This is a genomic window from Actinoallomurus iriomotensis (assembly GCF_030269445.1).
GTDB lineage: Bacteria > Actinomycetota > Actinomycetes > Streptosporangiales > Streptosporangiaceae > Actinoallomurus > Actinoallomurus iriomotensis.
In genome coordinates this window covers 55,342-80,550 of the sequence record NZ_BSTJ01000012.1, presented here as the reverse complement: position 1 = coordinate 80,550, position 25,209 = coordinate 55,342, and the positions used below count along the sequence as shown (strand labels likewise).

The 25,209-nt window shown below is 71.3% G+C and carries 21 protein-coding genes and 2 pseudogenes; 14 read left to right on the top strand and 9 right to left on the bottom strand.

What is annotated here, in order from left to right; translation table 11 throughout:
- Window positions 1–202 precede the first annotated feature (202 nt).
- On the bottom strand, window positions 203–5,650 hold the full coding sequence (locus QSK37_RS39195; RefSeq protein WP_285631344.1) for an AAA family ATPase: 5,448 nt from the start codon (window positions 5,648–5,650) through the stop codon (window positions 203–205).
- A 57-nt stretch (window positions 5,651–5,707) separates the two neighbouring features.
- The gene (locus QSK37_RS39190; protein ID WP_285631341.1) at window positions 5,708–6,712 is read right to left on the bottom strand and encodes a helix-turn-helix transcriptional regulator; all 1,005 of its coding nucleotides are present in this window, start codon (window positions 6,710–6,712) and stop codon (window positions 5,708–5,710) included.
- 98 nt (window positions 6,713–6,810) lie between these two features.
- On the opposite strand from QSK37_RS39190, the gene QSK37_RS39185 reads away from it, so the two are divergent.
- Window positions 6,811–7,209 (top strand): VOC family protein, encoded by a 399-nt coding sequence (locus QSK37_RS39185; protein WP_285578052.1) that lies wholly within the window; start codon window positions 6,811–6,813, stop codon window positions 7,207–7,209.
- Window positions 7,210–7,256: 47 nt separating this feature from the next.
- On the opposite strand, the gene QSK37_RS39180 is transcribed toward QSK37_RS39185, so the two are convergent.
- The gene (locus QSK37_RS39180) at window positions 7,257–8,237 is read right to left on the bottom strand and encodes a DUF5954 family protein (RefSeq protein WP_285631339.1); all 981 of its coding nucleotides are present in this window, start codon (window positions 8,235–8,237) and stop codon (window positions 7,257–7,259) included.
- Between the two features lie 447 nt (window positions 8,238–8,684).
- On the opposite strand from QSK37_RS39180, the gene sigJ reads away from it, so the two are divergent.
- Together sigJ and QSK37_RS39170 are read left to right on the top strand one after the other, a co-directional pair.
- Complete coding sequence (sigJ, locus tag QSK37_RS39175; RefSeq protein WP_285631336.1) at window positions 8,685–9,626, top strand: RNA polymerase sigma factor SigJ; 942 nt, start codon at window positions 8,685–8,687, stop codon at window positions 9,624–9,626.
- Window positions 9,614–10,828 carry an NAD(P)/FAD-dependent oxidoreductase gene (locus QSK37_RS39170; RefSeq protein WP_285631333.1) on the top strand — a complete coding sequence of 405 codons (1,215 nt, stop codon included), beginning with the start codon at window positions 9,614–9,616 and terminating at the stop codon, window positions 10,826–10,828. The genes sigJ and QSK37_RS39170 overlap by 13 nt, the downstream gene beginning before the upstream one ends.
- Here the strand turns inward: QSK37_RS39170 and QSK37_RS39165 are convergent.
- A pseudogene (locus QSK37_RS39165) lies at window positions 10,818–11,458 on the bottom strand (SAM-dependent methyltransferase). The gene QSK37_RS39170 and the pseudogene QSK37_RS39165 sit on opposite strands and share 11 nt — an antisense overlap.
- A 413-nt stretch (window positions 11,459–11,871) precedes the next feature.
- Here QSK37_RS39165 and QSK37_RS39160 point away from each other — a divergent pair.
- The 4 genes from QSK37_RS39160 to QSK37_RS39145 all read left to right on the top strand — a co-directional run bounded on the left by QSK37_RS39160 (window position 11,872) and on the right by QSK37_RS39145 (window position 14,988).
- Complete coding sequence (locus QSK37_RS39160) at window positions 11,872–12,252, top strand: STAS domain-containing protein (RefSeq protein WP_285631330.1); 381 nt, start codon at window positions 11,872–11,874, stop codon at window positions 12,250–12,252.
- A 472-nt stretch (window positions 12,253–12,724) separates the two neighbouring features.
- A complete protein-coding gene (locus QSK37_RS39155) occupies window positions 12,725–13,774 on the top strand; it encodes a hypothetical protein (RefSeq protein ID WP_285631327.1) in 1,050 nt (349 codons plus the stop codon).
- Window positions 13,775–13,928: 154 nt separating this feature from the next.
- Entirely contained in the window at window positions 13,929–14,207 is a 279-nt protein-coding gene (locus tag QSK37_RS39150) for a hypothetical protein (protein ID WP_285631324.1), read from the top strand.
- Window positions 14,173–14,988: a helix-turn-helix transcriptional regulator gene (locus QSK37_RS39145; RefSeq protein ID WP_285631321.1), complete on the top strand. Its 816-nt coding sequence runs from the start codon at window positions 14,173–14,175 to the stop codon at window positions 14,986–14,988. Before QSK37_RS39150 ends, QSK37_RS39145 begins: the two co-directional genes overlap by 35 nt.
- 231 nt (window positions 14,989–15,219) lie before the next feature.
- Here QSK37_RS39145 and QSK37_RS39140 read toward each other — a convergent pair whose 3' ends face one another.
- Window positions 15,220–15,423, bottom strand: coding sequence for a cold-shock protein (locus QSK37_RS39140; protein ID WP_285578034.1), 204 nt, complete (start codon window positions 15,421–15,423; stop codon window positions 15,220–15,222).
- Window positions 15,424–15,833: 410 nt separating this feature from the next.
- On the opposite strand from QSK37_RS39140, the gene QSK37_RS39135 reads away from it, so the two are divergent.
- The 5 genes and pseudogenes from QSK37_RS39135 to QSK37_RS39115 form a co-directional block, all read left to right on the top strand.
- On the top strand, window positions 15,834–16,904 hold the full coding sequence (locus QSK37_RS39135) for a fatty acid desaturase family protein (protein ID WP_285578033.1): 1,071 nt from the start codon (window positions 15,834–15,836) through the stop codon (window positions 16,902–16,904).
- Window positions 16,905–17,317: 413 nt separating this feature from the next.
- Window positions 17,318–17,698, top strand: a complete 381-nt coding sequence (locus QSK37_RS39130; protein WP_285578032.1) for an STAS domain-containing protein — start codon at window positions 17,318–17,320, stop codon at window positions 17,696–17,698.
- A gap of 81 nt (window positions 17,699–17,779) precedes the next feature.
- On the top strand, window positions 17,780–18,034 hold the full coding sequence (locus tag QSK37_RS39125; RefSeq protein ID WP_285578030.1) for a hypothetical protein: 255 nt from the start codon (window positions 17,780–17,782) through the stop codon (window positions 18,032–18,034).
- 142 nt (window positions 18,035–18,176) lie between these two features.
- Window positions 18,177–19,115, top strand: coding sequence for an acyl-ACP desaturase (locus QSK37_RS39120; RefSeq protein ID WP_285631318.1), 939 nt, complete (start codon window positions 18,177–18,179; stop codon window positions 19,113–19,115).
- A 165-nt stretch (window positions 19,116–19,280) separates the two neighbouring features.
- Window positions 19,281–19,403 (top strand): annotated as a pseudogene (locus tag QSK37_RS39115) (TetR/AcrR family transcriptional regulator); the annotation flags it as partial.
- A gap of 316 nt (window positions 19,404–19,719) precedes the next feature.
- Here QSK37_RS39115 and QSK37_RS39110 read toward each other — a convergent pair.
- The 3 genes from QSK37_RS39110 to QSK37_RS39100 are packed head-to-tail and all read right to left on the bottom strand — an operon-like array spanning window position 19,720 to window position 22,246.
- Complete coding sequence (locus QSK37_RS39110; protein WP_285631315.1) at window positions 19,720–20,373, bottom strand: carboxymuconolactone decarboxylase family protein; 654 nt, start codon at window positions 20,371–20,373, stop codon at window positions 19,720–19,722.
- Complete coding sequence (locus QSK37_RS39105) at window positions 20,370–21,221, bottom strand: SDR family NAD(P)-dependent oxidoreductase (RefSeq protein WP_285578026.1); 852 nt, start codon at window positions 21,219–21,221, stop codon at window positions 20,370–20,372. Before QSK37_RS39105 ends, QSK37_RS39110 begins: the two co-directional genes overlap by 4 nt.
- A complete protein-coding gene (locus QSK37_RS39100) occupies window positions 21,218–22,246 on the bottom strand; it encodes an alpha/beta hydrolase (RefSeq protein WP_285631312.1) in 1,029 nt (342 codons plus the stop codon). Before QSK37_RS39100 ends, QSK37_RS39105 begins: the two co-directional genes overlap by 4 nt.
- Window positions 22,247–22,527: 281 nt before the next feature.
- On the opposite strand from QSK37_RS39100, the gene QSK37_RS39095 reads away from it, so the two are divergent.
- Window positions 22,528–23,259 (top strand): SDR family oxidoreductase, encoded by a 732-nt coding sequence (locus tag QSK37_RS39095; RefSeq protein WP_285578023.1) that lies wholly within the window; start codon window positions 22,528–22,530, stop codon window positions 23,257–23,259.
- 21 nt (window positions 23,260–23,280) lie between these two features.
- Here QSK37_RS39095 and QSK37_RS39090 read toward each other — a convergent pair whose 3' ends face one another.
- Window positions 23,281–24,189, bottom strand: a complete 909-nt coding sequence (locus QSK37_RS39090) for a LysR family transcriptional regulator (RefSeq protein ID WP_285631308.1) — start codon at window positions 24,187–24,189, stop codon at window positions 23,281–23,283.
- Between the two features lie 73 nt (window positions 24,190–24,262).
- Here QSK37_RS39090 and QSK37_RS39085 point away from each other — a divergent pair, with 73 nt between their 5' ends.
- Entirely contained in the window at window positions 24,263–25,138 is an 876-nt protein-coding gene (locus tag QSK37_RS39085; RefSeq protein ID WP_285631305.1) for an EamA family transporter, read from the top strand.
- The last annotated feature ends 71 nt before the right edge of the window (window positions 25,139–25,209 follow it).

The following is a 25,209-nucleotide window of genomic DNA, read 5'->3' as shown; positions in this document are numbered from 1 at the left end:
CACTCCCCAGATGTGTCAATGTCCGGAAGATCGTAGCGTTTGCCTCATCACTGCGAAGCAGAACTAGGACGCCATTTCCGGCAGATCGGTTCCGATCTCCTGGCGTCCGAGAACTTCATGAGTGGAATCGGACCGGGGACGCCGGCGGAGCGCGTCGCGTAGCCGCCGCCGTGCCGGGTCGCGGTGGCCGGTGGAATCGCGGCTAGGGGGCGGTGACGTCGCTGTTCGCGGTGGTGAGGGGGAACTCCGCGCGTAGGTCGGTGCCCGCACCGCGGGGGCTGTCCAGGCAGATTCGGCCGCCCAGGGCCTCCACGCGGTCCTTCAGGCCGACCAGGCCGGTGCCGCGGGCGAAGTCGGCGCCGCCGACGCCGTCGTCGCGGACCGCGACGCGAAGGACGGCGTCCTGGGTGTCGGCCGAGACGGTGACCGTGATGACGGAGGCGCGGGCGTACTTGGCGGCGTTGGTCAGCGCCTCGGCGACCAGGTAGTACACGCTGACGTCGACGTGCTCGGGCAGCCGTCCCTCCATCCGTACGTCGAGTTCGACCGGGATCGGCGAGCGGCGGGCGAGTGCGCGCAGCGCCGCGCCGAGGTCGCCCTTGGTCAAGATGGCGGGGTGGATGCCGCGTGAGATCTCGCGCAGCTGGTCCAGCGCGTCGGCCGCCTCGTCGGCGAGGTCGTCGAGCTCGGCGACGAACTCGCTGAGTTCCGGCGGTGCCGCCGCCTGCGCGGCCCGCATCCGCAGCGCCAGGGAGACCAGCCGCTGCTGGGCGCCGTCGTGCAGGTCCCGCTCGATCCGGCGGCGTGCCTGGTCGGCGGCGGCGACGATCCGCAGACGCGAGCTGGTGAGCTCGTTGCGGCTCGCGGCGTTGGCGATGGCGGTCGCGACGAGTTCGGTGAAGTCGGCCAGCCGTTGCTCGGTGTCCTGGGGCAGCGCCTCGCGACGGGACCCGACGCCTATCGCGCCCCAGATCCGGCCCTCCACCACGATCGGGCCGGCGACCGCGTGCCGGGGTCCCTCGGGGGCGACCACGCCCGACCACACCAGGTCGTCCAGGTCGTGCCGGGCGGCGCGGCCCGTCGCCTGGACCAAGGCCATGGCCGAGCGGGGGTCGAGTTTTCCGCGCGTACCCGACTGAGAGTGCCAGAACCCGTGCCCGCCCATCACCGTCGCCTCCGCGTCCGGCTCGAACCGTACGATCGCCGTGTGGTCGGCGCCGGTGAGTACGGCGATCTCCTCGGCGACGGCGGTGAACATCGACTCCGGCGCCACCCCGCGGGCGACCAGCGTCGCCACCCGCCGCAGGGCCGCCTGTTCGTCGGCGATCCGGCGGAACTCCGCGTACAGCTGGACGTTGTCGAGGGAGACCGCGAGCTGACCGGCGATGAGTTTGACGGCGTCGAGCCGTTCGATGGTGAAGGCGCTGCGGATGAGGCGGTTCTCCAGCATCAGCACCGCGTGCAGCGTGCCGCGGCTGACGATGGGCACGGCGAGCAGCGAGCAGAAGGCCACGTCGGAGAAATAAGGGTCGCCGGTGAAACGGTCGTCGCGGGTGGCGTCGTCCACGATCAGAGGCTCACCCGTACGCCGGGCGTAGCGCAGCACGGACATCGGAACCGCCCGTTCGTTGCCCTTCGCACTGATGAGGGCCGTGCCACCACTGCCGGGAACCGGCAGGAGCCAATCCTGCCGCTCCTCACTCCACAACGGCAGGTGCACGGCGGTGGCACCGGTCATCGCACTGAGCACCCGGACCACGCGGCCGTGCAGCCGTTCGACACTGGTCTCCGAACTCAGCGCCTGCGACGTGGACAGGACGCCGAGCAGGTCGACGGTTCCGGCCGTGACGGTGGCCCGCTCACGGTGAGAAGCGCCGGGCGGCCCGGCGGTCGCCTCAGGTTGTGACCGCAGACGCGGGTATGCCCAGTCGAGCTGTGCGGCCTTCGCGGTCGCCCCCCAGGCGAGGTACTGCCGGCGCGCTTCGGCGAGGATCTCGTAACCGGCGTGTTCGACGCCGTGGGCGACGCAGAAACGGCCGGTGCGCTCGGTGATCAAGGCCTGGTGCCATGGACGCTGACGCTGGGCGACCTCGTGCCGGGCGGCGTCGAAGCCGATGGCCGCGACCTGGAAGTCACCGACCGCCCAGGCCCGCTCGGCCTCGACCAGCTGCAGCAGATGCAGGAAATTCTCCGGTGCGTCCGCGGCACGGGCGGCCAGCCACCGCGTCACCTCATCCAGTTCGGCCAGCAGGGCGTCGCGCTCGCCGCCGTGGCTGTCATGGACCTGGCCGGCAAGGGCCAGCCCGCGCAGCACACGGGCCACGGCGGTCGAGTAGAGGCCCGGGGACGTCGGCAACAGCGACCTCGCCGCCGCGGTGTGCCGTGCCAGGCCGGCCGAATCGCTGAAGATGGCGGCGGCGACCGCATGGTTCACGTGCGCATGGAAAAGCGCTGCCTTGTTCCCGGCGTACCGGTCGGGCGCCGCCTCACCGGCCGCCGGCGGGCCTTCGCCGCGCAGCACACCCACCAGCCAGCGGAAACTGTCGAGCCATTGGGCGGTCTGCTCGCTGCCGATATGACGCACGAAGGCCAGCCCCGCGTCCACCTCGGCGGCACAGCTGTCCAGCGAGGGCCCGGCGTCCAGCAGGTAGTGCACGGCCGGCTCGTAGCTGTAGCCGGCGTTGGCCAGGTCTCCTCCCGCCAGCAGCCCCTCGCGGGCCCGCTGCGCCGCTTGGATACCGTGTTCGATCGGCTCGAACCAGCAGCTCTGAAAAGCGGACAGGAAGCGTGCCTGCGAGGTGTCGGGCTCGTAGCCGCGGGCCTGACCCAACGCCAGAATCCGCTGGGACGCCCGGTATCCGGCGGCGTAGTCGTCGCGCAGCCCCATCACGGAGAAGACCGCGTGGATCGCCGGGCCGAGCAGCGTACGAGCGGAGCCGTGCTCGAGCCAGATCCGCACCGCCTCCAGGCTCAGCCAGGCGACCGTGTCCTGGTCGGCGACGAAGTAGCTCGCCGGCACGAGCGTGTTGATCACGCGGGTCGCGGCGAGCAGTGCGGGATCGGTGAGATCGTGACCGGCAGGCTCGTCACCAGTGTCGGTACGCTCCAGCCACCGGTACAGGTAGTCGTACTGGCGGTCGAGTTCGGCGGGCAACCGGTCCGCGGTGGGCACGGTGATGCCGAGCGCGCGTAGCGACCGCACGCCCAGGTCGAGTGCCTCGGCCAGACGGTTCCGGTGGGTCAGGCTTCTCACCTGCACGCACGTCGCGTCGGCGCGTTGCAGGACGGAGGCGCACAGCTCCTCGATCGTGCGGTAGTCCTCGTCCGCGTCGTCCAGGCGCCCCATGCTGTACAGCGCGAGATGACGGCCGATGTGCACCTGGATCCGGATGGCCGTCCCGTCCGGGTCGATCAGCCGCAGTGCCGCCGTCAGCAGCGCGTTCACCTCCGCGTAGTTCCCGATCAACGCCGCCTGGCCGGCGGCTCGCCGCAGCAGCCCCACCACCCGGCACCGCTCCGCGGGGTCGGTGACCCCGTCGACCACCGGCAGATACTGCTCCGCCGCGACCGCGAACCGCTCCGGCACCGCCGCGAGCCGCCGCGCCATCGCCAGTTGCAGAGCACGTCGCCGGCTCGGCTCCAGCCCCTCCAGGACCACCTCGCGGATCCGGTCGTGCCGGAACCGCACCGCCTGACGCGTTCCGGGCTCCGGCGTCAGCAGGCCGTCGTCGAGGGCGGGCGCCAGAGCGTTCTCCACCACGCCCGCCGACGCGGCGATCGCGGTCCGCAGCACGGTCAGCTCCGCCGTGCCGCCGAGACACGCCATCGCCTCCACCACCCGCCGTGACCGTACCGGCAGGTCCTTGACGCGCGTCGCCAGCAGTCCCGCCACCTCGGACCGCCCCAGCTGGGCACGTACGGCCGCCGCGTCCCACCGCCAACCGGTGGCGGTCGCCGTCAACGCGCCGCCGCTCCGCAGTGTGTTGAGCAGCTCCACCGTCTCGTACGGATTGCCGGACGTGTACGGACTGATCACGTCGGCCAGGCCCGCCGCCGTGGCGGCGTCGACGCGCAGCATCTCCGCGACCATGGTGATCGTGCCGGAGACCGGCAGGTTGGCCAGCCGCAGGTGCCGCACTCCGGGCTGGTCACGCCATCGGGACAGCGACGCCGTCAGCGGATGGGTCGCGTCCACACCGGCTTCCCGGTACGCGCCGACCAGCAGCAGGCCGTCGGTCGGTTCCTCGCTCAGCAACATGTCGATGAAACCGAGTGGCGTTCGCCCCGCCCACTGCAGATCATCGACGAACATGGCCACCGGCCGTTTCCGCGAGGCGACCGCGCGCAGAGCCTCGACCGCCATGCGCTGCGCCCGCACCTGCGCGGTCAGCGGGTCTCCCGGATCGGGCGGCACCTTCAGCAGCGTGGCGAACTCCGGCACCGCCGCGGTCAGCAGGCCCGCGTTCGGGGCGACCGCCCGCAGTATCCCCTCACGGACCTCGGCCAGTTCGTCCTCCGGCTCGGCCAGCAACAGCCGGCCCAGCGCGCGGAAGGCCTGCTCGACCCCGTCGAACTCCAGGTCCCGCCGGTACTGGTCGAACTTGCCCGTCACGAACCAGCCGTCCCGGCCCGTCACCACGGGCCGCAACTCGTCGACCAGCGCCGTCTTGCCCACCCCCGGCGCGCCCCCGATCAGCACGCCGCGGCACCGGCCCGTCAGCGCCTCCTCGAACGCCGCCTCCAGCGTCGCCACCTCCGCGTCCCGGCCCACGAGCCGGGACGGCGGCAGCAACCGCAGCGGGAAATCGTGCTCGCCGACTCGCGGCGAGACCACCGGATGCGGGCCGACCTCCCGCATCCACTCCAGGTCGTGGATCACGCCCTCCGCCGTCTGGTAGCGGTTGTCCGGCTCCTTCTCCAGCAGATGCATGATGATCTCGGACAACAGGACGGGTACGGCGTGGTTCACCTGCGCCGGCGGTGTCGGCACGCGGGCCAGATGATCATGGGTGAGCCGCAGCGGATCGCCGGAGCCGAACGGCGGCCCGCCCGTCGCCAGCTCGTACAACGTGGCGCCCAGCGAGTACAGGTCCGCACGCTGATCCACCGGCCGGCCGGTACGCCCGGTCTGCTCCGGCGCCAGGTACTCCAGCGTCCCCACGATCTCGGTGTGGTGCGTGAACTCGGGACGGATCTCGGCGAACGATGACGCCAGGGCGAAGTCCACCAGGCACGGCGCACCGTCGCGGGAGACGATGATGTTCGCCGGCGTGATCTCACGGTGCACCACACCCCGCTGGTGCACCTCCGCCACCGTTCGGAACAGCTCCACCGCCAGCCCGACCAGGTCGTCGACGGGCAGCGGCTTCGCCAGACCGGCCAGGCACACGCCGCCGACGTCCGCCGACACGATCGACCCCGGATACCGCGGCGCGTCCAGCAGCCGAGGGATCCCCGCCACACCGCGCAGCCGCTCGATGATCGTCAGCTCGTGCCACAACCGCCGCTGGGCGTCCGGTCCCAGAGGTTCCTTGCGTACGACGACGAGTCCGTCGAAGAAGAGGCGCGTGACCCGCGTGCGTTCGCTCTCATGGAGTGTCTCCACCCGATCGGGCGGATCCCGGCCTGCCAGTACCCCCTCCGCCCCCATCCGACACCTCCCCCGCAGGTCAGAGACGGCTATATCCTGTCTACACCTACTTGAGCCCTACTTTGAGCGCTCCTGATCGGCGGCCGCGTACCCCGCGAGACGTCCCGCCAGCTCACTCATGAGCCCGCGCAGCTCGCTCGGCCGTTCGATCACGAACGGGCGGTCCAGCGCGGCGATCAGAGGCGGGATCCACTCCAGCCGCTCGGCGCGGAGCCGAACACGGAACCAGCCCTCATGCCCGGCCGACGCCGTCGGCGGGATCTCCTCGACGATCGCGAGCCCCTCCGGGAACCGCGACCGGATGCGCCCGAGAGTCGCCTCAACGCGGAGCGTCACATCGTGCGCCCACGGGGTCTGCGCGAGACCGGTCAGCACGTGGGCCGCGGCATCGAAGTCCTCGGGCCGGCCGAACGATCCGGGCAGCACACGCAGGTCCTCGATCCGGTCCACCCGGAACGTCCGCACCTCGCCGCTGATCGAGTCCGCGCCGGCGACGTACCACCGGCCCGAGTGGGCGACCATGCCGTACGGGTGAACGACCCGCCGGCTGCGTCGCTCGTCGCGGGCGGTGTATCGCATCTCGATCGGATGCCGGCCCCACGCCGCCTCGGCGAGGGTCAGCAGGACTCCCCCGCCCGGGCCACCGCCGGCGGCGTCGCCGGCCGGCGCGGTGAACCGCGTCGTCGCGAGCAGCGCGGCCAGGCGCCGGCCGAGCGGCCGGGGCAGCACCCGGCGGAGCTTGGCGGCGGCGGTCTCGGCGGCCGCGGCCGACGTCGCGGCGAGCCCGGCCCGCCGTACGGTCTCCAGGCCGAGCAGCGCGGCCAGTGCCTCGTCCTCGGTCAGCATCAGCGGCGGCATCCGGTATCCGGGGGCGAGCCGGTAACCCCCGTACCGGCCCCGCACCGACTCGACGGGCACGTCCAGGTCGACCAGATGGTCGACATAGCGCCGGACCGTACGCGCGTCCACGCCCAGCCGCTCGGCGAGGCTCGCGAGAGTGTGGACGCCGCCCGCCTGGAGGATCTCCAGGAGCGCGAGGACCCGGGCGGTGGGACGACTCATAGCGGCAAGTCTCTCGTTGATACTGGGCGGTTTGTGTCCAGTATCCGGCCTATCGTCGGACCTCGTCCACCGCGCAGAACTCACGGGAGCTCGCCATCATGCACTTCGCCTCGATCCGCATCGTCACCGACGACGTCCACCGCATCGCCGAGTTCTACGAGAAGGCCACCGGCCAGGCGGCGAAACGGTATACGGACGACTTCGCCGAGATCGTCACCCCGACCGGGACCATCGCCCTCGCGAGCGCCCGTACGGTGCGGGGGCTCGGCGCGGACGCGCCCCGCCCGGCGGCCAACCAGAGCGTCATCATCGAGTTCCGCGTCGAGGACGTCGACCGCGAGTACGAGAACCTGAGGCGGTTCGACGTCGCGTTCGTGAACGAACCCACGACGCAGCCCTGGGGAAACCGATCACTGCTGTTCAGGGACCCGGACGGCAACCTGGTCAACTTCTTCACGCCCGTCACCCCGGAGGCCCGCCGGCGATACGAGGAGTAGTACGGGCGGGCACCGGACGGACCGCGTCCGTCCGGTGCCCCGACGGGTCAGGACTGGGGCTGGGGGTTCCTGGGCCAGCCGTAGCGTTCCTGGTCGGACGGGCGCGGGCTCTCGGGGCCGTCCCGGCCGAGCCGCATCATGCGCGAGACGCGGACGATGCAGTAACGCCGCCCCAGCACTTCGAAGACGGGTCCGGGTGAGGCTTCGACCTGCTCGGCGGCCTTCTTCCACTCGGCGAGCTCGGCGGGTGTGGCCGGATCGCCCTCCCACTCACGGATCCGGGGCAGCGCCTCGACGAAGTGGAAGGCCAGGTTGGTGCGCGCCCGGGCGGGGCCGTCCGCGCCGGTGATGTTGCGGAGGGAGTCGCCCTCGAACTCCACGACGTTGAACTCGGGCGGGAGCAGGACCACTCCTGGATGGGTGCGGATCGCGTGCCGCGCCTCCATCATCACCGCCTCCGGCACGGGCTCGGGCAACGGGGGAACCCAGTCGACGAGGTTCAACCTCATGCGCGCCTCCCACACCCCGGCCGGCGCCAGCGGGTCGATGAGATGGTCCTGCAGGAGGGCGGCGTCGGTGTCGGGCGGGTCGACGTCGGTGGGCCTGGGCGGCTCCATCACCCGGTCGCCGAGGAGGATGAACTTCTCGACCCGGATGAGCCGGTAGCGACGCGGCCCGATCTCCCACTCGTCCTTGGCGAGCTGCTCACCGGACTCGGGGTCGAGCTTGTCGGCCGCCGCCAGCATCGCGCGCCGCACGTCCGGGTCGGTCTCGCGCTCCCTCGACTCGACGCGCAGGTGACTGGCCAAGCCGATCCGGGCCCCGTACGGATCGTCCCCGCCGGCGCTGCCGATGCGCCAGGTGGTGCCGGTCTGGATCGCGAACCCGAAGTCGGGCCCGCCTCCGGTGATGAACCGGGGGTACGTCCGCATCCGATCGCCGAGATCCTTGTCGCGCATCGCCGCGACCAGCTCGAGATCGGCGACCACGTTGATGCGGTCGTACCCGGGCATCAGAGAGAAGGCCATGGCCCCATACTGTCCGCGACCGACCGATCACACATCGGTTCCGGGATTTTTGGCGGACCCGACCCCGAAACCGCGTCATTTGGTTTCGACATCGGAATATCGCCGATGAAATTCTGATGAAAAATCATTGCTCGACTGTAATGTCGAAATAGAGCTCTACGTTTGCCGGGATGCCATTCCGTAAGTTGATCGCGTTCCTCGACCGATGCGGTGGGTCGCGGTCCGCGATCGCCGCCGAACGGCCGCTGCGCCCCGCCGACCTCACCGCGGCCCAGCGGGCGGGCAGAGCCTGCGTGATCTGTCACAAGCGATCCGGCACCGGGGGGTTCGAGCCGGCCGGACGGCTCCCCGACGGCCGGACCCTGATCGCCTGCCGCGATCACGGGACCGGGTTAGGGCGGCCCGGGACCGTTGTCACATCCGCGGGTCCCATATCGTCCCCTTTTCGTGCAGGACGATGACGATGCGGCGCGGGAGTTCGAGGCTCTGCGCGGGCGGTTGGTCGCGGTGGCGTACGGGCTGCTGGGCAGCGTGGACGAGGCCGAGGACGCCGTACAGGAGAGCTGGTTGCGGCTGTGCCGGGTCGACCGGAGCCGGATCGACGACCTGACCGGCTGGCTGATCGTCACGGTGGCGCGGATCGCACGCGACGCGCTGCGTTCGGCGCGCCACCGCCGGGAGGAGTACGTCGGGCCCTGGCTGCCTGAGCCCCTGGTCGGCGCCGGCGAGGCCCTGATAGGCGCCGCCGACCCGGCCGATCGCGTCACGTTGGACGAGGCGCTCAGCACGGCCCTGATGGTGGTGCTGGAGTCGCTCAGCCCGGCCGAACGGACCGCGTTCGTGTTGCACGAGGTGTTCGGGATGCCGTTCGCCGAAGTCGGGCGGGTCGTGGGCCGCGGTCCGGCGGCCTGCCGGCAGCTCGCGGCGCGGGCCCGGCGGCGGGTCGAGGCGGGCGCGCCGCGGTTCGCGGTGTCGCCGGCCGAGCGACGGCGGGTGGCCGCCGCGTTCGCCGACGCCTGCGGGAGCGGGAACGTCCGTGCCCTGCTGGACGTGCTGGACGGCGACGTCGTCCTGCGCAGCGACGGCGGCGGAGTCGTCCGTGCCGCGCGCAATCCCGTTCACGGCGCGGACCGGGTCGCCCGCTACCTGGCGGGCGTCGTACGCCGCGGCGGCATCCGCACGATGGTCCCCGCGACGGTCAACGGTGAGCCGGGTCTTCTCTGGCTGCTCGACGGCACGTTGGACTCCGTGGTGACGATCACCGTGGCGAACCGGCGCGTCACCGCGATCGACATCGTCCGCAACCCCGGCAAGCTCGCCCGCGTGCGCCGCCAGATCGCTCCCCGCCCGGGGAGCCACGACCGAGAGGAACACACATGTCGGACATAGTGGTCCTGGGCGGTGGGTTCGCCGCCGTCTGGAGCGCCGCCGCCGCGTCCCGGCTGCTGCGGCGGCAGGGCGCGGACCGTACGGTCACCCTCATCGCCCCCGGCGACGACCTGGTGATCCGTCCTCGCCTCTACCAGGCCGACCCGGCGACGATGCGGGTCCCGCTCGACGATGTCCTGAAGCCCATCGGGGTGGAACGCGTCGCGGGCACGGCCACCGCCGTCGACACCGGGCGGCGGCGGGTGACCGTCCGGCACCGCGACGGCGAGGTCTCCGCGCTGCCGTACGAGCGGCTGGTGCTGGCGACCGGCAGCCACCTGGTGCGGCCGGAGCGGCTGCCCGGTGCCGAGCGCCTGCACGACGTCGACACCATCGAGGCGGCCACCGCGCTGGAGGCGCACCTGCATGCCCTGCCCGCGGGGCCCGCCGACGGCCGGTTCACCGCCGTGGTCGTCGGTGCCGGGTTCACCGGGCTGGAGATCGCGACCGAGCTGGTGGACCGCCTGCGCGCGGTGGCGGCGACCTGCGGCGCCGAGGACCAGGTCCGCGTCGTCCTGCTGGAACGCGCCGACACGCTGGGCCCCGACCTCGGCCCCGGCCCACGCCCCGCCGTCACCGCCGCCCTGGACGAACTGGGCGTCGAACGCCGGCTCGGCACGTCCCTGTCCGCCGTCACCGAGCGGGGCGCCGAGCTGAGCGACGGCGTCACCGTCCCCGCCCGGACGGTCGTGTGGACGGCCGGGGTGCGCGCCAGCCGGCTCACCGGAGACGTCCCGGCCGAGCGCGACCATCTCGGCCGCCTGCTCACCGACCGTTTCCTGCGGGTGCCCGGCGTGCCGGGCGTCTACGCGGCCGGCGACACCGCCGCCGCCGAGGTCGAGGACGGCCACCGGACGATGCCCAGCTGTCAGCACGCCCTCGCGCTCGGGCGCTTCGCCGGGCACAACGTGGCCGCCGACCTGCTCGGCCTGTCACCGGTCCCCTTCGCCCCCGACCCGTACGTCACCTGCCTCGACCTCGGCTCTGCCGGCGCGGTCTTCACGCGTGGGTGGGAGCGCCGGGTCCAGATGACCGGTGAGACGGCCAAGGCCCGCAAACGCGCGGTGAACGAGGAGTGGATCTACCCGCCGACCGGCGACGCCGAGGAGATCCTCCGGCACGCCGAACCCGGCTTCTCGGTCCGCCGCACCGTCACGACCTGACCCGCTTGACCGCCACACCCGCGAAGGCGCCTGCCTGGGCGGGCGCCAGAGCGGCGTCGTTCAGGTCGCCGTCCGGACGCCACTCCGAGACCGGGACGATCCCCGGCTCGACCAGGTCCCACCCGGAGAAGAACTCCTCGATCCGCTCCCGGGACCGGGCGGTCAGGCTCACCCCTGCGCCGGTGTAGCCGCCCACCACGGCACGGGACGCCTCCGGGTCGTCCACCAGGCTGGCGGCGGCGTGCGACAGGATCAGCACGCCGCCGGGCGCCAGGGCCGCCTTGTAGCGTTCGAGGAGCTCTCCCGGCCGGTCCTCGTCGGGGATGAAGTGCAGCAGCGCGACGGTGAGCAGCGCCACCGGCCGGTCGAAGTCGATGAGGCCGGTCGTCTCCGGCACGGACAGGATCCGCTCGTGGTCGCGGAAGTCGGCGTCCAGGTACGCGGTGCGGCCCTCGGGAGTGCCGTGGAGCAGGGCCCGCGCGTGGGCGAGCACGATCGGGTCGTCGTCCACGTGGACGACAGGGGAATCGGCGGCACCGACTGCGCGACCTCGTGCGTGTTGTCGGCCGCCGGGATGCCGGTGCCGATGTCCAGGTACTGGCGGATGCCCAGGTTCGCGGCGAACCGCACCGCGCGCCCCAGGGGCGGGAAGGCTGCTCCGTCAAGCCTGGTCAGAGCCCTGCGCGGTCGGTTCTTGAGGACAGAACGGCCCGGTTGGGGTAAGGTCGAAGGCAGTCGAGGACTTTCCGTGCGCTCATCACCAAGTCAGCGCCGACTCCGGCATCTCACGACTTCGGCCTCATCAGAGCAGGCCAAGACGGGGCGGCGGCCACGACGCCGCAGCACATCAGCGCGATGACCACCCAAGGGCGGCGCACCTCACCGATCACCTCGGCTCCATGTTCCGATGTCGTCCTTGTCCGCCGGGCCCGTCCTGCGGCGCGGCCCGCGCCCCGACCACGTCGGCGACGCCTCACACGACTTCCGCTCCGAGCCCGGCCGGTCCGATCGGCCGAGCCCGGCATTCGATTCGGAGACCACCGATGCACCACGACACCATCCGAGTGGGCCTGTCCGGCCGCTCGATACGCGGCCATACCGTCCTGGCCATCTCCGGCGAGCTGGACATCGCCAGCACTTCCGCTCTTCAGGACCGGATCACCTCTGTCCTGGACGACACGGTCATGCCCCTGATCATCGACCTGTCCGACGTCTCGTTCTGCGACGCCTCGGGCCTGAGGATGCTCGTCACCGTACGGCGGCGGGCGCACGACCGCGGGCGCGCCATGGCCCTGTCCGGACCGCGCCCCAACGTGCGCAGGCTGCTGCGCATCACCGGCTTCGACCAGACCTTCCCGATCCACTCGACGCTCACCCAGGCCGTGCCCGGCCACGTGGAGCCGTCCGGTCCCCCGGTCGCGTGAACCCCGCCGGGCAGGACGACGCCGGCCGTTGAATTGCGTCATATGACACAGTTGACGCCTGAATTGACCTAAAGATGCATGGTTTGCATGCCTAACATGCATGCAAACCGCACCCAAACCGGGGGCGGAGGACTGAGCGACGCCCACGCGATCCGACGCCCCCGCGTGCACGAATAATGCGATACCGAACGGTATAAAATCTTCTAGATCGACTCTATCTCGGACCCGCCTCACACCCGGTTTCACCTGGCACAACGCGCTTAGATCAGCACAATCCAGAACACCTCGGAACGTTCGCTTGCGCACGTATCATCGAGCTTGGTGGCACGATTGTCCTACGAGACGGGAAACCGACTTGAGTAGAATGAGACGGAAGATCTAACGCATGAGCGATCCCCCCGCAGGCCAATACACGCTTGACCACCTCATTCAGGACATGCAGGAATTGCGCCGAGCGTCGGGGCAGCCAAGCATGCGAACGGTAGTGCGCGACTCGGCGCGAGTGGCCGACGCCTACAGCAGGCAGGGGTACAAGGACGCGGCGCAGCTGTCCCTCACCGCGCTCGCCGACACGCTGGCAGGTCGACGCAAGAACCCCCCACGCTGGTCCTGGCTGATCGTCTACGTACAGACGTGCCGCGAGATCGCCCGGCGCTCGCCGGGCCTGCACGACGGGATGAGCGACGAGGAGGCCGTCGCTCTCTGGCGCAAGCGTCATGACGCCGTGCACGCCGCCGAGGACCCGCCGCCGAAGGCCTCCCCGAGGTGGAGCCCGCGGCCGCCGAACGGCAGCGCCGTACCGCCGCCGGGCGCTCCCGCCGGAACCGGGCGAGAAGGACACGCACAGGATCGGCTCATCACCCGGCCCGACGACGCCCGGAGGAGGTCCGGTCCGCCGGGAGGCTCCTCCCCGCCTCCCGGGACCGCGACCAGCGCCCAGTGGATCGGCTTCGAGACGCGTTCGCCGTCGGCGGCCGGCACGATGACCCTGACCCAGGAGCGCCTCGCCACCGCGTACGGGCCGCACGGCCTGGACCTCCTGGACGCCGCCGAGACCCGCCGGGAGCCGGACGCCTCCTATCGGATCGGGCTGCTGCTGATCCTGGACGGCCATCGCCACGAAGGCCTGGCCTGGCTCATGCAGGCGGAGTACGACGGGCGTCATCCCCTGGCCACCGGCATCATCGAGCTCGACACTCCGGCCGCGGCGATCGAGCAGGCCTTCGCGCTCGGCGAGTTCTCCGCCACCGGACACGACCTGATCACCGCGACGGTCTACTACCGGCGAGCGGCCAAGCACGGCCATCTGAGCGCCGCCTACCGGCTCGCGGAGATCTACGACCTGTTCGGCGACCACACCGCCGCGAAGCGCTGGCGCGCATGGGCATCGGAGCTGGAGCGAGGCCACACCACGCTCAGCCCCGAACGCCTCCCCCTGTCATCCTCGCCCGCCGAGGTGACGCCGGCGCCGATCGACGACCCGAGTTCGACGCCGCCCGGAGGACTGCCGGTCCTGGGCTGAGGCCGCGCACTCCCCGATGCGCCGAAGTGTTCCGAGGTGCCCCGTCGGCCCACATCGCCGACGACGGCGCGAGATGGTCTTCGCAGAAGATCCTCCCGCACTCTTCCACTCGCGAGAGAGCCGGACACCGTGCATCGAATCACTCAGCCCAGCCGTGCCGAAGGAGACCGGCGACGTGCCCTCCCCCACGACGTCCTTACTCCCGGCCCCCGGCCCGCAGTGCGCCGAAGAGCGCCTCATCGCCGTGGCACTGACGGCCCGATGGATGACGCTCACCGGCCGGCGCCTCGACTCGGCCACCCCTCTGCTGCACGACCTTCCCGCCTACGAGCTGATCGACTTCTGGGCCGACGACCACCTCGTCCCGGTGCGGCCGGCCTCCCGCGAACGGGGGACGCATGAACCCGACCGGCTTCGGCTCCACGCGGCCTGACGGAAGCGCGCCCTCGGCGCTGCACCATCCGATGTTCGCCGTCGACATCTCCGCCTTCGGCACCCGCGAGGACCGGGTCCAGCTGCATCTGCGGACGGCGATGTACGAGGTCGTCCGGCACGCCTGCGACAGCGGCGGCCTGTCCTGGGACGCCGTCTACCGCGAGGACCGCGGCGACGGCATGTTCGCCATCGCCCCGGCGTCGACCAGCGTCGACGCGATCCTCGACTCGGTCGTGCCGCACATCCGGGCCGGCCTTCGGCAGCACAACGGACTCGCGAATCCGGCCGCGCAGATCCGGATGCGCATGGCCGTGCACGCCGGCTACGTGTACTTCGACGACCACGGCGTCTCCGGCCACGCGCTCGTCCAGCTCTTCCGGTTCCTGGACTCCGCCACGCTCAAAGCCGCCCTTCGCGCGAGCGACGGCGAACTCGCGCTCCTGGTGTCCGGCTACCTCTACGACGAGGTGATCAGGCACGGGTCCGGGCTGACCGACCCGGCCGCCTACCGGCGCATCACGGTGACCAACAAGGAGACCAGCGCGGAGGCCTGGTTATGGTCACCATCGCCCCACCCGTCCCCGGCGGGCGAACCCGTACGGTCGGCCCCACCACTCGACCTCACCGAGGACGAGGTCCTGGTGGCCCTGCTCCTGGCCTCGGGCTGGTCGCGCACGCGCATCGCTCAGCAGCTGGAGATGGAGCGCACCTGCGTCGACCGGCACATCGGCCGCGTCATGGCGAAGCTCTCCCTCGCGACGGCCACCTGGCCGAAGTGACGAGGGGCCCCGGACGGCCACACGATCGCCTTGATCGAGCAGAACGCCGAGCCGGCGGCTCGACGACCCGGAGGCGGGCGAGCACGCCTACGCCGCCGGGCACATCCTCGACGGCGGGTTCCGAAGTCCCCGTCCGTAGGACGGCGGGGCTTTGAGACAGGCCCTGACAACCAGTTGAGCGCCGTCCGTGGTGGACGGCGCTCACGCCCGGTCGTCTGAAACGGCCGGAGATCAGGCGGGGACGATGTTCTCCGCCTGCGGGCCCTTCTGGCCCTGCGTGATGTCGAAGCTGACCTTCTGGCCCTCGTGGAGCTCGCGGTAACCCTGGGTCATGATGTTCGACTGGTGGGCGAAGACGTCGGCGCCGCCCTCGTCGGGCTCGATGAAGCCGAAGCCCTTCGTCGCGTTGAACCACTTCACGGTGCCAGTGCTCATGTTCTCTTCTTTCTGGGGTGATGACGGAGCCCGCGCCTTACGGGCTCCCGTCGCTGTGATGACCCCGATCCGCAAAGGTGGCGGAGACACGAAAATGCGCCTGAGGTCAGAGCCTGCAGGCGCACCGAAGTCTAAGGAACCACAACTGCAACTAGCAGGCAGGTTATCACAGGGAGTAGGCGTCCTGGCCAGTCGGCTTCCGGGCCTTCGGGCCGGATCCCGGGTAGGGAACACGGGGGCGCGGTGCCCCGTTGTCCCTGGTGGCGGTGGTCGATGGCCGGGCGAGCGCGCCGGGCTCCGGTCGCCGGATTGTTCGTTATCCCGGAGTTGATCTCGGCCTTCGGCGGCGGATGGTCGCAACAGCGCGCGATGGGCGCTGCGGTCCACACCTGCATCCCGAAGGAGTGTCGATGACGTCCCACGTCCTGCGACCGGTCGCTGCCGGCGGCGAGGAGAGCACCGCCCGTGGCAGCGACTACGCGGTCCTGGCCCGGCAGGTCAAGAACGCCGGAATGCTGGACCGCCGGCCCGGCTACTACACGATGAAGATCGTCGCCAACCTGGGCGTCTTCGGGCTCGCCGGTACGGCCTTCGTGCTCCTCGGGCGCTCGTGGTGGCAGATGTTCGTCGCCGCGTTCCTCGGGATCGTCTTCACCCAGATCGCGTTCGTCGGGCACGACGCCGGCCATCGGCAGATCGCCGGCTCCAGGCGTGTCAACGACCTGCTCGGGCTGGTCCACGGGAACCTGCTGATCGGCTTGAGCTACGGCTGGTGGGTGACCAAGCACAACCGTCACCACGCCAATCCCAACCACGAGGACCGCGACCCGGACGTCTTGAGCGCCGCGATCGCCTTCACCACGGACCAGGCGCGGACCCGGCGCGGGTGGGCGACCCGGGCGCTGGCGCGCCACCAGGCGTACCTGTTCTTCCCGATGCTCCTGCTCGAAGGAGTCAACCTCCACGTCGCGAGCGTGCGGGCCCTGTTCGGCGACGACATGGGCAGGGCCAGGTCCAAGCCGGCGGAGGCGCTGTTGCTGGGGGTGCACCTGGTCGGGTACCTCACCGCCCTCCTGGTCGTGCTCACCCCGTTGCAGGCGCTGGTCTTCGTCGTCGTCCACCAGTGCGTGTTCGGTTTCTACATGGGATGTAGTTTCGCGCCCAACCACAAGGGCATGCCGACCGTGCGCGAGACCGACAATCTGGACTACCTGCGCCGGCAGGTCCTCACCTCACGCAACATCCGCGGCGGCCGGTTCGCCGACTTCGTGCTGGGCGGCCTGAACTACCAGATCGAACACCATCTGTTCCCCAGCATGCCCAGGCCCAGCCTCCGCCGGGCCCAGGACCTCGTCCGCGCCCACTGCGGACACCATGGCCTGGCGTACCACGAGACCGGCGTCTTCGGTTCCTACGGCCAGGTCCTCCGTCACCTGCACGCGGTCGGCGCTCCGCTGCGCCGCGTAGCGGACGCCGGCTGACCGGGTTCCGGCCGAAGCTGTACGGTCACGGGCCCGTCACCGGAGCCTTGGCGGCCGGTTCGCGAGGACGGGGCCGCCTCGGTGAGGTAAGCTTGAGCTCAGTCGAGGGTTTTTCGTGCGCTCACAACAGAGTCGGCGCCGTCCCCGACGCCTCACTACTTCGGCCTCTTCACAGCAGGCCAAGACGGGTCGGCGAGTATGACGCCGCAGCAGACTCACGCGACGATCGTCGAGGGGCCACCGGCCTCACCGATCGTTTCGGCTCCACGGCCCGATGTCGTCCCTGTCTGCCGGGCCCGACCTGCGGCGCGGCCCGCGTCCTGACCACGCGGACGACCCACCCGACACGGCTTTCACCGGAGCACGGCCGGTCCATCCGGCCGGTGCCCGGCCTTCGATTCTGGAGACATTTGATGCATGACAACACCACTCGGGCCAGCCTGTTCGGCCGCTCGATACGCGGCCATACCGTCCTGACGATCTCCGGCGAGCTGGACATGGCGACCACCGCCGTTCTCCGTGACCGGGTCGCCGCCGCCCTGGAGGACAGGGCCATGCCGGTGATCATCGACCTGTCCCGTGTCTCGTTCTGTGACGCCTCGGGACTGCGGATGCTCGTCGCCGTACGACGACGGGCCGACGCGTACGGATGCACCGTCGCCCTGGCGGCGCCCCGTCCCAACGTGCGCAAACTGCTGCGCATCACCGGCCTTGACCAGGTCTTCCCGATCTACCCCACCCTCGCCCAGGCCATGCCCGGCCGGGTGGACGCCTGCGGCCCCGCCGTCGCATGAGCCTCGATGGCGCGGGGGATCGACGGCTGCCGGACGAGGCCGGCGCGCCTTGGCGAGTGTCCCCGCGGAAGGACGACCGCGATGAGCGACAGTGGTCCCACGGGCGAACTCCACCTTCGCGTTGCCGGTCACACGACCGACTGGAAGCTGCTTCTCGTGGACGAACCGCCCACTGAGGATGAGGTGGTGTCCTGGATGCAGGAACAGATGGTGGCCCGGATCCGGGTCACCGAGCAGGGCAGCAACGAGCCGCACACATTGCTGGTGAACTTCGCCCTCGTCGTGGCCGCCCGCCTCCTCCCGGCGGCACGGGGCAACCGAGGCGTCCAGTTCTGATCCGCCAGGACGGCTGCCCGGCGCGAAGTGCGGGTACGACGCTCCTGTCACGCAGCGTGATCGCATGCGTCGCCGGGCACTGCGCACCACGAGCCGCCACGGTGACGTGGGGCGTATATGACGATCATCGAGGGAGAACGGTATGCCGCTCACGTCGAGGCCGAAGTCCACGACAGACCTGCTGATGGAGCTGGAGCCGGTCGTCGCGACCGAACTCGACCGTCACCTGTCCGTGGCCAAGGAGTGGTTCCCCCACCAGTACGTCCCCTGGAGCCGGGGCCGCGACTTCGACGGCCCGATGGAGGGTGAGGCCTGGGACCCGGAGCAGTCCACGTTGCCACCGGCCGTACGCGAGTCCCTGGTGGTCAACCTGCTGACCGAGGACAACCTGCCCGGCTATCACCGCGAGATCTCCACCATCTTCGGCCGCGACGGCGCCTGGGGCACGTGGGTCGACCGCTGGACCGCCGAGGAGAACCGTCACGGCATCGTCATCCGCGACTACCTCACCGTCACCCGGGTCGTGGACCCGATCGCCCTTGAGCGGTCGCGCATGACGCACATGCAGGGCGGTTACCAGGCCGACCACGGCACCAAGATGCTTCACGGGCTCGCCTACGTCGCCTTCCAGGAACTGGCGACCCGGGTGTCCCACCGCAACACCGGCAGCCTCTCCGGCGATCCGGCATGCGAGCGCATGCTGGCACGGGTGGCCGCCGACGAGAACCTCCACATGCTCTTCTACCGGAACACGCTCGCGGCGGCTCTCGAACTCGCTCCCGATGAGACGATGCGTGCGATCACCGACGTCGTGATCGGCTTCCAGATGCCCGGCCACACCATCGACGGCTTCCTGCGCAAGTCCGTCGCGATCGCGAACGCCGGCATCTACGACCTGCGCGTGCACCTCGACGACGTGCTGACGCCCGTCCTGCGCCAGTGGGACGTCTTCGAACTCGACGGCCTGCGGGACGACGGGAACAGGGCACGGGAGGAGCTCGCGGAGTTCCTCCAGGGTCTCGACACGGCGGCGAACCGTTTCGTCGAACGCCGCGCCGAGCGAGCCGCTCGCCGAGCCTGAGACTCAGGGCCTCGGCCCGCTCCACGACGACGTCTGACAAATGAGACAGGACTTCTAGTCAGGCTCTAGGCTGGCCGGGTGGACGAACGTGGTCCGTACGCGACGTTGCCTCGAGGGCGGCACCATCTGTCCCGCGACGCCGTACGCACCTCGCAGCGCGGTCGGATGCTGCAGGCCATGGCCGAGTCCGTCGCGGAGAAGGGCTACGCCCACACGTCGGTGGCGGACGTGCTCAAGCGGGGCCGGGTCTCGCGCGAGACGTTCTACCAGCACTTCTCCGGCAAGCAGGACTGTTTCTTGACCGTGCTGGACCGCAGCGCGCAGGTGCTGGAGCAGTTCTTCGAGGAGGGGCTGTCCCGGGACGAAGGGCCTTGGTCGCGCTTCGATCGCGCGCTGGAGATCTACCTGACCACGCTCGCCGCCGAGCCGGCGTTCGCCCGGGTGTTCTTCCTGGAGTCCTACGCCGCGGGCCCGGAGGCGCAGCGCAAGCGGTTCGCCGTCCAGGACCGCTTCGTCCAGAGCCTGATGACGAACTTCGCCGACGAGCCCGCCTGGCAGCGGCTGCCGGACCCGGGGTTCGCCGCACGGATGATGGTCGGGGCGGTCAGCCAGCTGGTGGCCGCCGAGCTGGTGCACGGCCGCGACGGCGAGTTGCCCACATTGCGCGAACCGATGATTCAGTTGCTGGTCGGGCTGGTCGGCGGCGGGGCGGATCCGGCTCGATCCGCAGCGTCCGAATGACCGTGGCCAGCATCTCGTAGTGCCCGGCGAGCAGGCACAGCTCGATCCGCTCCCGCTCGTCCAGGTGGTCGCTCAGCTCCGCCCAGGCGGCGTCGTCCAGGTCACGTTCGGCGTGCAGCGCGTCCACCGCGCGCAGCAGGGCGCGCTCGCGGGCCGTCCACTCGTCCGCGGCGGGACCCTCGGCCACCCGGCGCAGGTCCGCCTCGCCCAGCCCGGCCGCCCGGCCCAGCCGCGTGTGGTGCGCGACCTCGTACGCCGAGCCGCACAGGTGGGCGACGCGCAGGATGACCAGCTCGGTCTCCCGGCGCGGCAGCAGCCCGCCCGGCATCAGCCGCCCGGCGAAGTGCAGCCACCCGGCGAACAGCCGGCGGTGCCGGCCGAGCACCAGGAAGAGCCGCACCGGGCCGGTGCCGACCCGCCGGCCCGCACCGTACGCGACCGCGCGGGCCAGCGGGCTCGCCCGGCCCGGCCCGACGCGACGAGCGGCCGGGCCGGGCGCCTCCCCCGGTTCGGTCATGGCTGTTCCGTGGTGAACGGCGGGCGCTCGCCGCGCGCGACCTCCAGGGCGGTCGGCAGGCGTGAGCGTACGGCCTTCTCGACGACACGCTGGGCGACGCGGGGCGCGACCAGCACCGGCCCGACCCAGCGGGGGGCGTACACGCGGCGGGCGCGGCGGGCGATCCCGCGCTCCAGCGCGTCGACGCCCGCCCGCAGGGGCGTCACCCCGGTGAAGGTGCCCTCGCGCCCGCCCATCACCGCGGCGGCCTGAGTGTCGAAGCCGCGCCGCGTCATCTCGGTGTCCAGCTCGGCGAAGTAGGCGACGCCGACCTTCGCGCCGGTGTGCCGCAACTCGATCCGCAGCGTGTCGCCGAGCGCCTCGACCGCCGCCTTCGACGCGCTGTACGCGCCGAGCAGCGGCGCGTGCACGGCCGCGGCGAGCGAGGCGACCGGCAGGGCGTACCCGCCAGGATGGGCGATGTGACGGCCGGCGGCGCGCAGCGTGTGGTACGTGCCGAGGACGTTGACGCGCAGCGTCGTCTCCAGCACCTCCGGGTCGCCGTCGAGGAGCGGCCACTGGGCGGCGATGCCGGCGTTCGCCACGATGACGTCGAGTCCGCCGAGCGCGGCGGCCAGGTCATCGATCGCCGCGTCGACCCCCGTACGGTCGGCGATGTCGCAGTGCCGCCAGGGAGCGTCACCGCAGTCCGCGGCGACGCTCGCCAGCAGGTCCGGTTCGAGCCCGGCCAGGGCGAGGCGTGCGCCGCGCTCATGCAGGCGGCGGGCCAGCGCGGCACCGATGCCCCGGGCCGCGCCGGTGATCAGAATCCGGCGGCCGGACAGACGGTGCGTGGTCGGGTCGTTCACTGAGCTCCTCGTGGGTGAGAGACGGCGGCCATGAGCCGCGGCAACACGTTGACCAGGTCGTTCTTCCAACAGCCGAAGTCGTGGTTACCGTCGCAGCGTCCCGGCCCGTAACCGCGGCCGTCGCCGTAGTCGTCGAAGAAGTGCGGAATGCCGGCGGCGTTCAGCGACCGGTGCATCGCCCGGGCGGTGCCGCGGAGGTCGCTCTCCACGATTCCGCTGAAGGGATCGGTGATCGAACCGCCGCCGGTGTAGATGGCCAGGCCCATGCCCCGCAGCGACGCGACGTTCCGTACCGGGCTGGCGGCCCGCCACCCGCCGTCGAGGCCGATGAGCGGCGACCCGAAGATCGCGTCGGCTGCGGCCGGTGGACCGGAGTTCGGCACGACGCCGAGTTCCTCGGCCACGATCGTCGCCCGCACGGCCGGGTCGAGCAGGTCCAGGGCTCCGGAGAAGCTCGCCGCGTACGCGAACAGGCCTGGGTGCCGGGCCGCGTAGCGCATCGCGCCGAACCCGCCCATCGACAGCCCGGCGATCGCGCGGCCCCTCCGGTTCGCGATCGTGTTGAGGTTGTCGTCCACGAACGGGATGAGCTGGTCGACGTGGAAGGTCTCCCACCGCTGCGGCGCGGCGCCGCGCGGGTGCGCCCAGTCGGTGTACCAGCCCTTGAGCCCGCCGTCCGGGATCACGGTGATCAGCGGCCGGCCGGCGGTGAGGTTCTCCGCGTCGCCGTCGGTCAGCCACGAGCCGGGCGTGTCGAGCGCGCCGTGCAGCAGGTAGAGCACGGGGTAGCGTTCGGCCGGACGATAGTGCTCAGGTAGCAGGACGTAGACCTGGTGCGATCCGGCGACGGCGGTGCTGGTGACCGTCAGGTCGATGCGCCGGGCGTCCACCCGGTGCTCGGCGGTCACGGTGATGCCGTGTCCGCTCCGCATCGTGGGTAACGAGGCGGCGGCACGGGCCGGAGTGGGGCCGGCGGCCACTCCGGCGAGGACGAGAGCGGCCGCGATCAGCGCTCTGCTGTGCATGGGACGGCTCCTCGCGGGGTGGGCGGCAGGCTCGTGACGCGTCACTGATCACTTCAACGCTTTATGAACATTGATGTTCGCCAAGAACATGAATGTTCATATATGTTTTCGGTGGTCCCGTCAACACCTGCGGCGACCGGCCACGCAGGTGGTCGTGGGTGTGGCGTTCAAACCTTGCGCAGCGCGCTTCGACTCGGACGGTAGGGCAGGGCGAGCCGAGCTGGGACAGCCATGCTCGGCCCGTACCACCTGTCAGGTGAGTGTCGAGTGTGGGGATCGTCATGACACAGGATCTTTCTGGAAAGGCCGCAGTCGTCACTGGCGCCTCGCGGGGGATCGGCCGGGCGATCGCGCTCGGGCTGGCGGCTCGTGGTGCGTCGGTGGCCGTGAACTACCTGAAGAACGACAAGCTTGCCGCCGAGGTCGTCGCGGCGATCGAAGCGGACGGGGGCACCGCTGTCGCCCTGCAGGCCGACCTGTCCCGCCCGGCCGAGGTGACCGGCCTGTTCAGCCGGGCCGAGCAGGCGCTCGGCCCCTTGGACATCGTCTTCGCCAATGCGGCCGATGCCGTGATCAAACCGCTGGTCGAATGCACCGAAGAGGACTTCGACCGGGTATTCGCAGCCAACGTGAAGAGCGTCTTCTTCACGTTGCAGGAAGCGGCGCGCCGGGTGCGAGACGGCGGCCGTATCGTCGCCACGTCGACCGGCGGGACAAGGATGTTCTTCACCGAGACCTCGCTCTACCTCGGAAGCAAGGGCGCCGTGGAGCAGTTCGTACGGGTGCTCTCGCGCGAGCTGGGTCCGCGGAATGTGACCGTCAACGCGATCTCCCCGGGGTTCACTGACACCGACCTGCTCCCCGAGCGGGATCGGGAAGTCGCCGCCGGCATGTCGCCGTTCGGTCGAGTCGGCCGACCGCAGGACGTCGCCGACGTGGCGGTGTTCCTCGCCGGCGATGAGGCGCGCTGGATCACTGGTCAAAACATCGCCGCGGGTGGCGGCGTGTTCTGAACAGTGTGAACCCTTCGGTCACTAGGCGGTGTGGTGGGCGGCCGCTTCGCGCAGGGCCGCCAGGCCGTGGGCGACGGGAGCCTGGCGGTCGCTGCCCCGGCGGACGCACGTGATGATCCGCCGGGACGGCACCGGATTTCCGCGCAGCGGCACGCGGACGACCTCGTCGTCGGGCGGCAGCGGGGCGAGCCGCGGCACCAGCGCCACCCCGAAACCGGCGGCGACCAGGGCCGAGACGGCGAACCACTCGTTGGCGTGATGGGCGATGCGGGGCGTGAATCCGGCCGCGGCGCACGCGGTGAGCATCAGGTGGTGCTGGTCGGCGCGGTCGGGAGAGCCGATCCAGGGGTCGCGCGCCGCGGCGGCCAGCTCCGCGGTGCCGTCGCCCGCCAGCGGGTGCGCCGGGGGAACGAGCAGGTCCTGCGGCTCGTCCAGCAGCGGCCGCTGGTCGAAGCGTGGATCGTCCGGAGGCGAGCCGTCCGCGGTCGGGATCACCACGGCGATGTCCGTACGGTGCGCCAGCAGCAGCGCGAACACCTTCTCGCTCTCCTGCTCGGCCATCCGTACCGCCAGCCCGGGATGCTCGGCTCGCAGCCGTTCCGCCGCCGGCACGACGAGGGCGGCCAGCGCGCTGGACACGGCGGCGAACCGTACCTCGCCCGAGACGCCCCGGCGGTGCGCGGCGATCTCCGCACGGGCGCGTTCCCACTGGGCGAAGAGCGTGTCGGTGTGGTCGAGCACCGTGTACGCGGCCGGCGTGAGGCGGACGCGCCGGCCGTCCGCCTCCAGCAGCCGCACGCCGAGATCCCTGGCGAGCCCGCGGAGCTGCTGGGAGACCGTTGACGGCGTGAGGTGCAGGACTTCGGCGGTCGCGGTGACCGTGCCCTCCTCACGCAGGACGCGCAGGGTTCGCAGGCGGGGGTCGATCATGCGGCCATTCAACATGAAACAGTGTGAAATCCGTCGATGGACGCGAACGGTCGGACCTTCGCAGACTGCCGCCATGGGAGCTCGACGACCTCCGGGCGTGCCGGCGCCGGTTCTCGTCCTCGGCAGCGTCATCGCCGTACAGACCGGCCAGTCCCTGGGGAAGGGCATGTTCGGGCAGGTGGGCGCGCCGGGGGTGATCACGCTTCGGCTCGCGCTCGCCGCCCTGATCCTCTGCGCGCTGTGGCGCCCGCGTCCGCCGCGACGCGAGGCGCTCCCCCTGATCGCCGCCCTCGGGGCGGCCATCGCGGGCATGCAGTTCATCTATCCGGCGATGGAGCGCCTGCCGGTGGGGATCGCCTCCACCGTCCAGTTCCTCGGCCCGCTCGTGCTGGCGCTGGCCGGCTCGCGCCGTCCCGCCGACGTGCTGTGGGCCGGCCTCGCGGCGGTGGGGGTGGCGATGATCTACCGGCCCGGCGGCGGCCCGGTCCCCTTCCCGCCGGCGGGCGTCGCGCTCGCGCTGACCTCGGGCGCGTTCATGGCGGCCTATCTGGTGCTGAACAAGCGTGCGGGCGCCCGCCGGGCGGACGGGTCCGACCTGACGTGGGCGGTGGTGTTCGCCGCCCTCCTGGTGCTGCCGCTCGGCCCGGCGTTCGAGGGCCTGGCCCTGTTCCGCGGTGACGTACTGCTCGCGGGCGCCGGCACCGCCCTGGTGTCGGCCGTGATCCCGTGGTCGCTCGACCAGGCCGCGCTGCGCCGCCTCCCGGAACGGGTGGTGGCCGTGATGGTGAGCCTCGAACCGGCCGCCGGGGCCGTGTCCGGCCTGCTCGTGCTGGGCGAACACCTGAGCCCGCCGCAGTGGCTCGCCATCGCCTGCGTCAGCGTCGCCTCGGGCGGAGTGGTCGTGACGGCCCGCGCCCGCGGTGAGCGGACCCCGGCGGCACCGACATGACCACGCTCGGCCCGGCGGATCGGCCGGTCGTCACTCTCTGACGCCGGATGACGACGAACCCTCAGATCTAG

What these genes read in the sequence shown, in the direction of transcription:
- QSK37_RS39195 (WP_285631344.1), bottom strand. Translation starts at nt 5,650, where the DNA reads ATGGGGGCGGAGGGGGTACTGGCAGGCCGGGATCCGCCCGATCGGGTG.
- QSK37_RS39190 (WP_285631341.1), bottom strand. Translation starts at nt 6,712, where the DNA reads ATGAGTCGTCCCACCGCCCGGGTCCTCGCGCTCCTGGAGATCCTCCAG.
- QSK37_RS39185 (WP_285578052.1), top strand. Translation starts at nt 6,811, where the DNA reads ATGCACTTCGCCTCGATCCGCATCGTCACCGACGACGTCCACCGCATC.
- QSK37_RS39180 (WP_285631339.1), bottom strand. Translation starts at nt 8,237, where the DNA reads ATGGCCTTCTCTCTGATGCCCGGGTACGACCGCATCAACGTGGTCGCC.
- QSK37_RS39170 (WP_285631333.1), top strand. Translation starts at nt 9,614, where the DNA reads ATGTCGGACATAGTGGTCCTGGGCGGTGGGTTCGCCGCCGTCTGGAGC.
- QSK37_RS39160 (WP_285631330.1), top strand. Translation starts at nt 11,872, where the DNA reads ATGCACCACGACACCATCCGAGTGGGCCTGTCCGGCCGCTCGATACGC.
- QSK37_RS39155 (WP_285631327.1), top strand. Translation starts at nt 12,725, where the DNA reads ATGCGAACGGTAGTGCGCGACTCGGCGCGAGTGGCCGACGCCTACAGC.
- QSK37_RS39145 (WP_285631321.1), top strand. Translation starts at nt 14,173, where the DNA reads ATGAACCCGACCGGCTTCGGCTCCACGCGGCCTGACGGAAGCGCGCCC.
- QSK37_RS39140 (WP_285578034.1), bottom strand. Translation starts at nt 15,423, where the DNA reads ATGAGCACTGGCACCGTGAAGTGGTTCAACGCGACGAAGGGCTTCGGC.
- QSK37_RS39135 (WP_285578033.1), top strand. Translation starts at nt 15,834, where the DNA reads ATGACGTCCCACGTCCTGCGACCGGTCGCTGCCGGCGGCGAGGAGAGC.
- QSK37_RS39130 (WP_285578032.1), top strand. Translation starts at nt 17,318, where the DNA reads ATGCATGACAACACCACTCGGGCCAGCCTGTTCGGCCGCTCGATACGC.
- QSK37_RS39125 (WP_285578030.1), top strand. Translation starts at nt 17,780, where the DNA reads ATGAGCGACAGTGGTCCCACGGGCGAACTCCACCTTCGCGTTGCCGGT.
- QSK37_RS39120 (WP_285631318.1), top strand. Translation starts at nt 18,177, where the DNA reads ATGCCGCTCACGTCGAGGCCGAAGTCCACGACAGACCTGCTGATGGAG.
- QSK37_RS39110 (WP_285631315.1), bottom strand. Translation starts at nt 20,373, where the DNA reads ATGACCGAACCGGGGGAGGCGCCCGGCCCGGCCGCTCGTCGCGTCGGG.
- QSK37_RS39100 (WP_285631312.1), bottom strand. Translation starts at nt 22,246, where the DNA reads ATGCACAGCAGAGCGCTGATCGCGGCCGCTCTCGTCCTCGCCGGAGTG.
- QSK37_RS39095 (WP_285578023.1), top strand. Translation starts at nt 22,528, where the DNA reads ATGACACAGGATCTTTCTGGAAAGGCCGCAGTCGTCACTGGCGCCTCG.
- QSK37_RS39090 (WP_285631308.1), bottom strand. Translation starts at nt 24,189, where the DNA reads ATGATCGACCCCCGCCTGCGAACCCTGCGCGTCCTGCGTGAGGAGGGC.
- QSK37_RS39085 (WP_285631305.1), top strand. Translation starts at nt 24,263, where the DNA reads ATGGGAGCTCGACGACCTCCGGGCGTGCCGGCGCCGGTTCTCGTCCTC.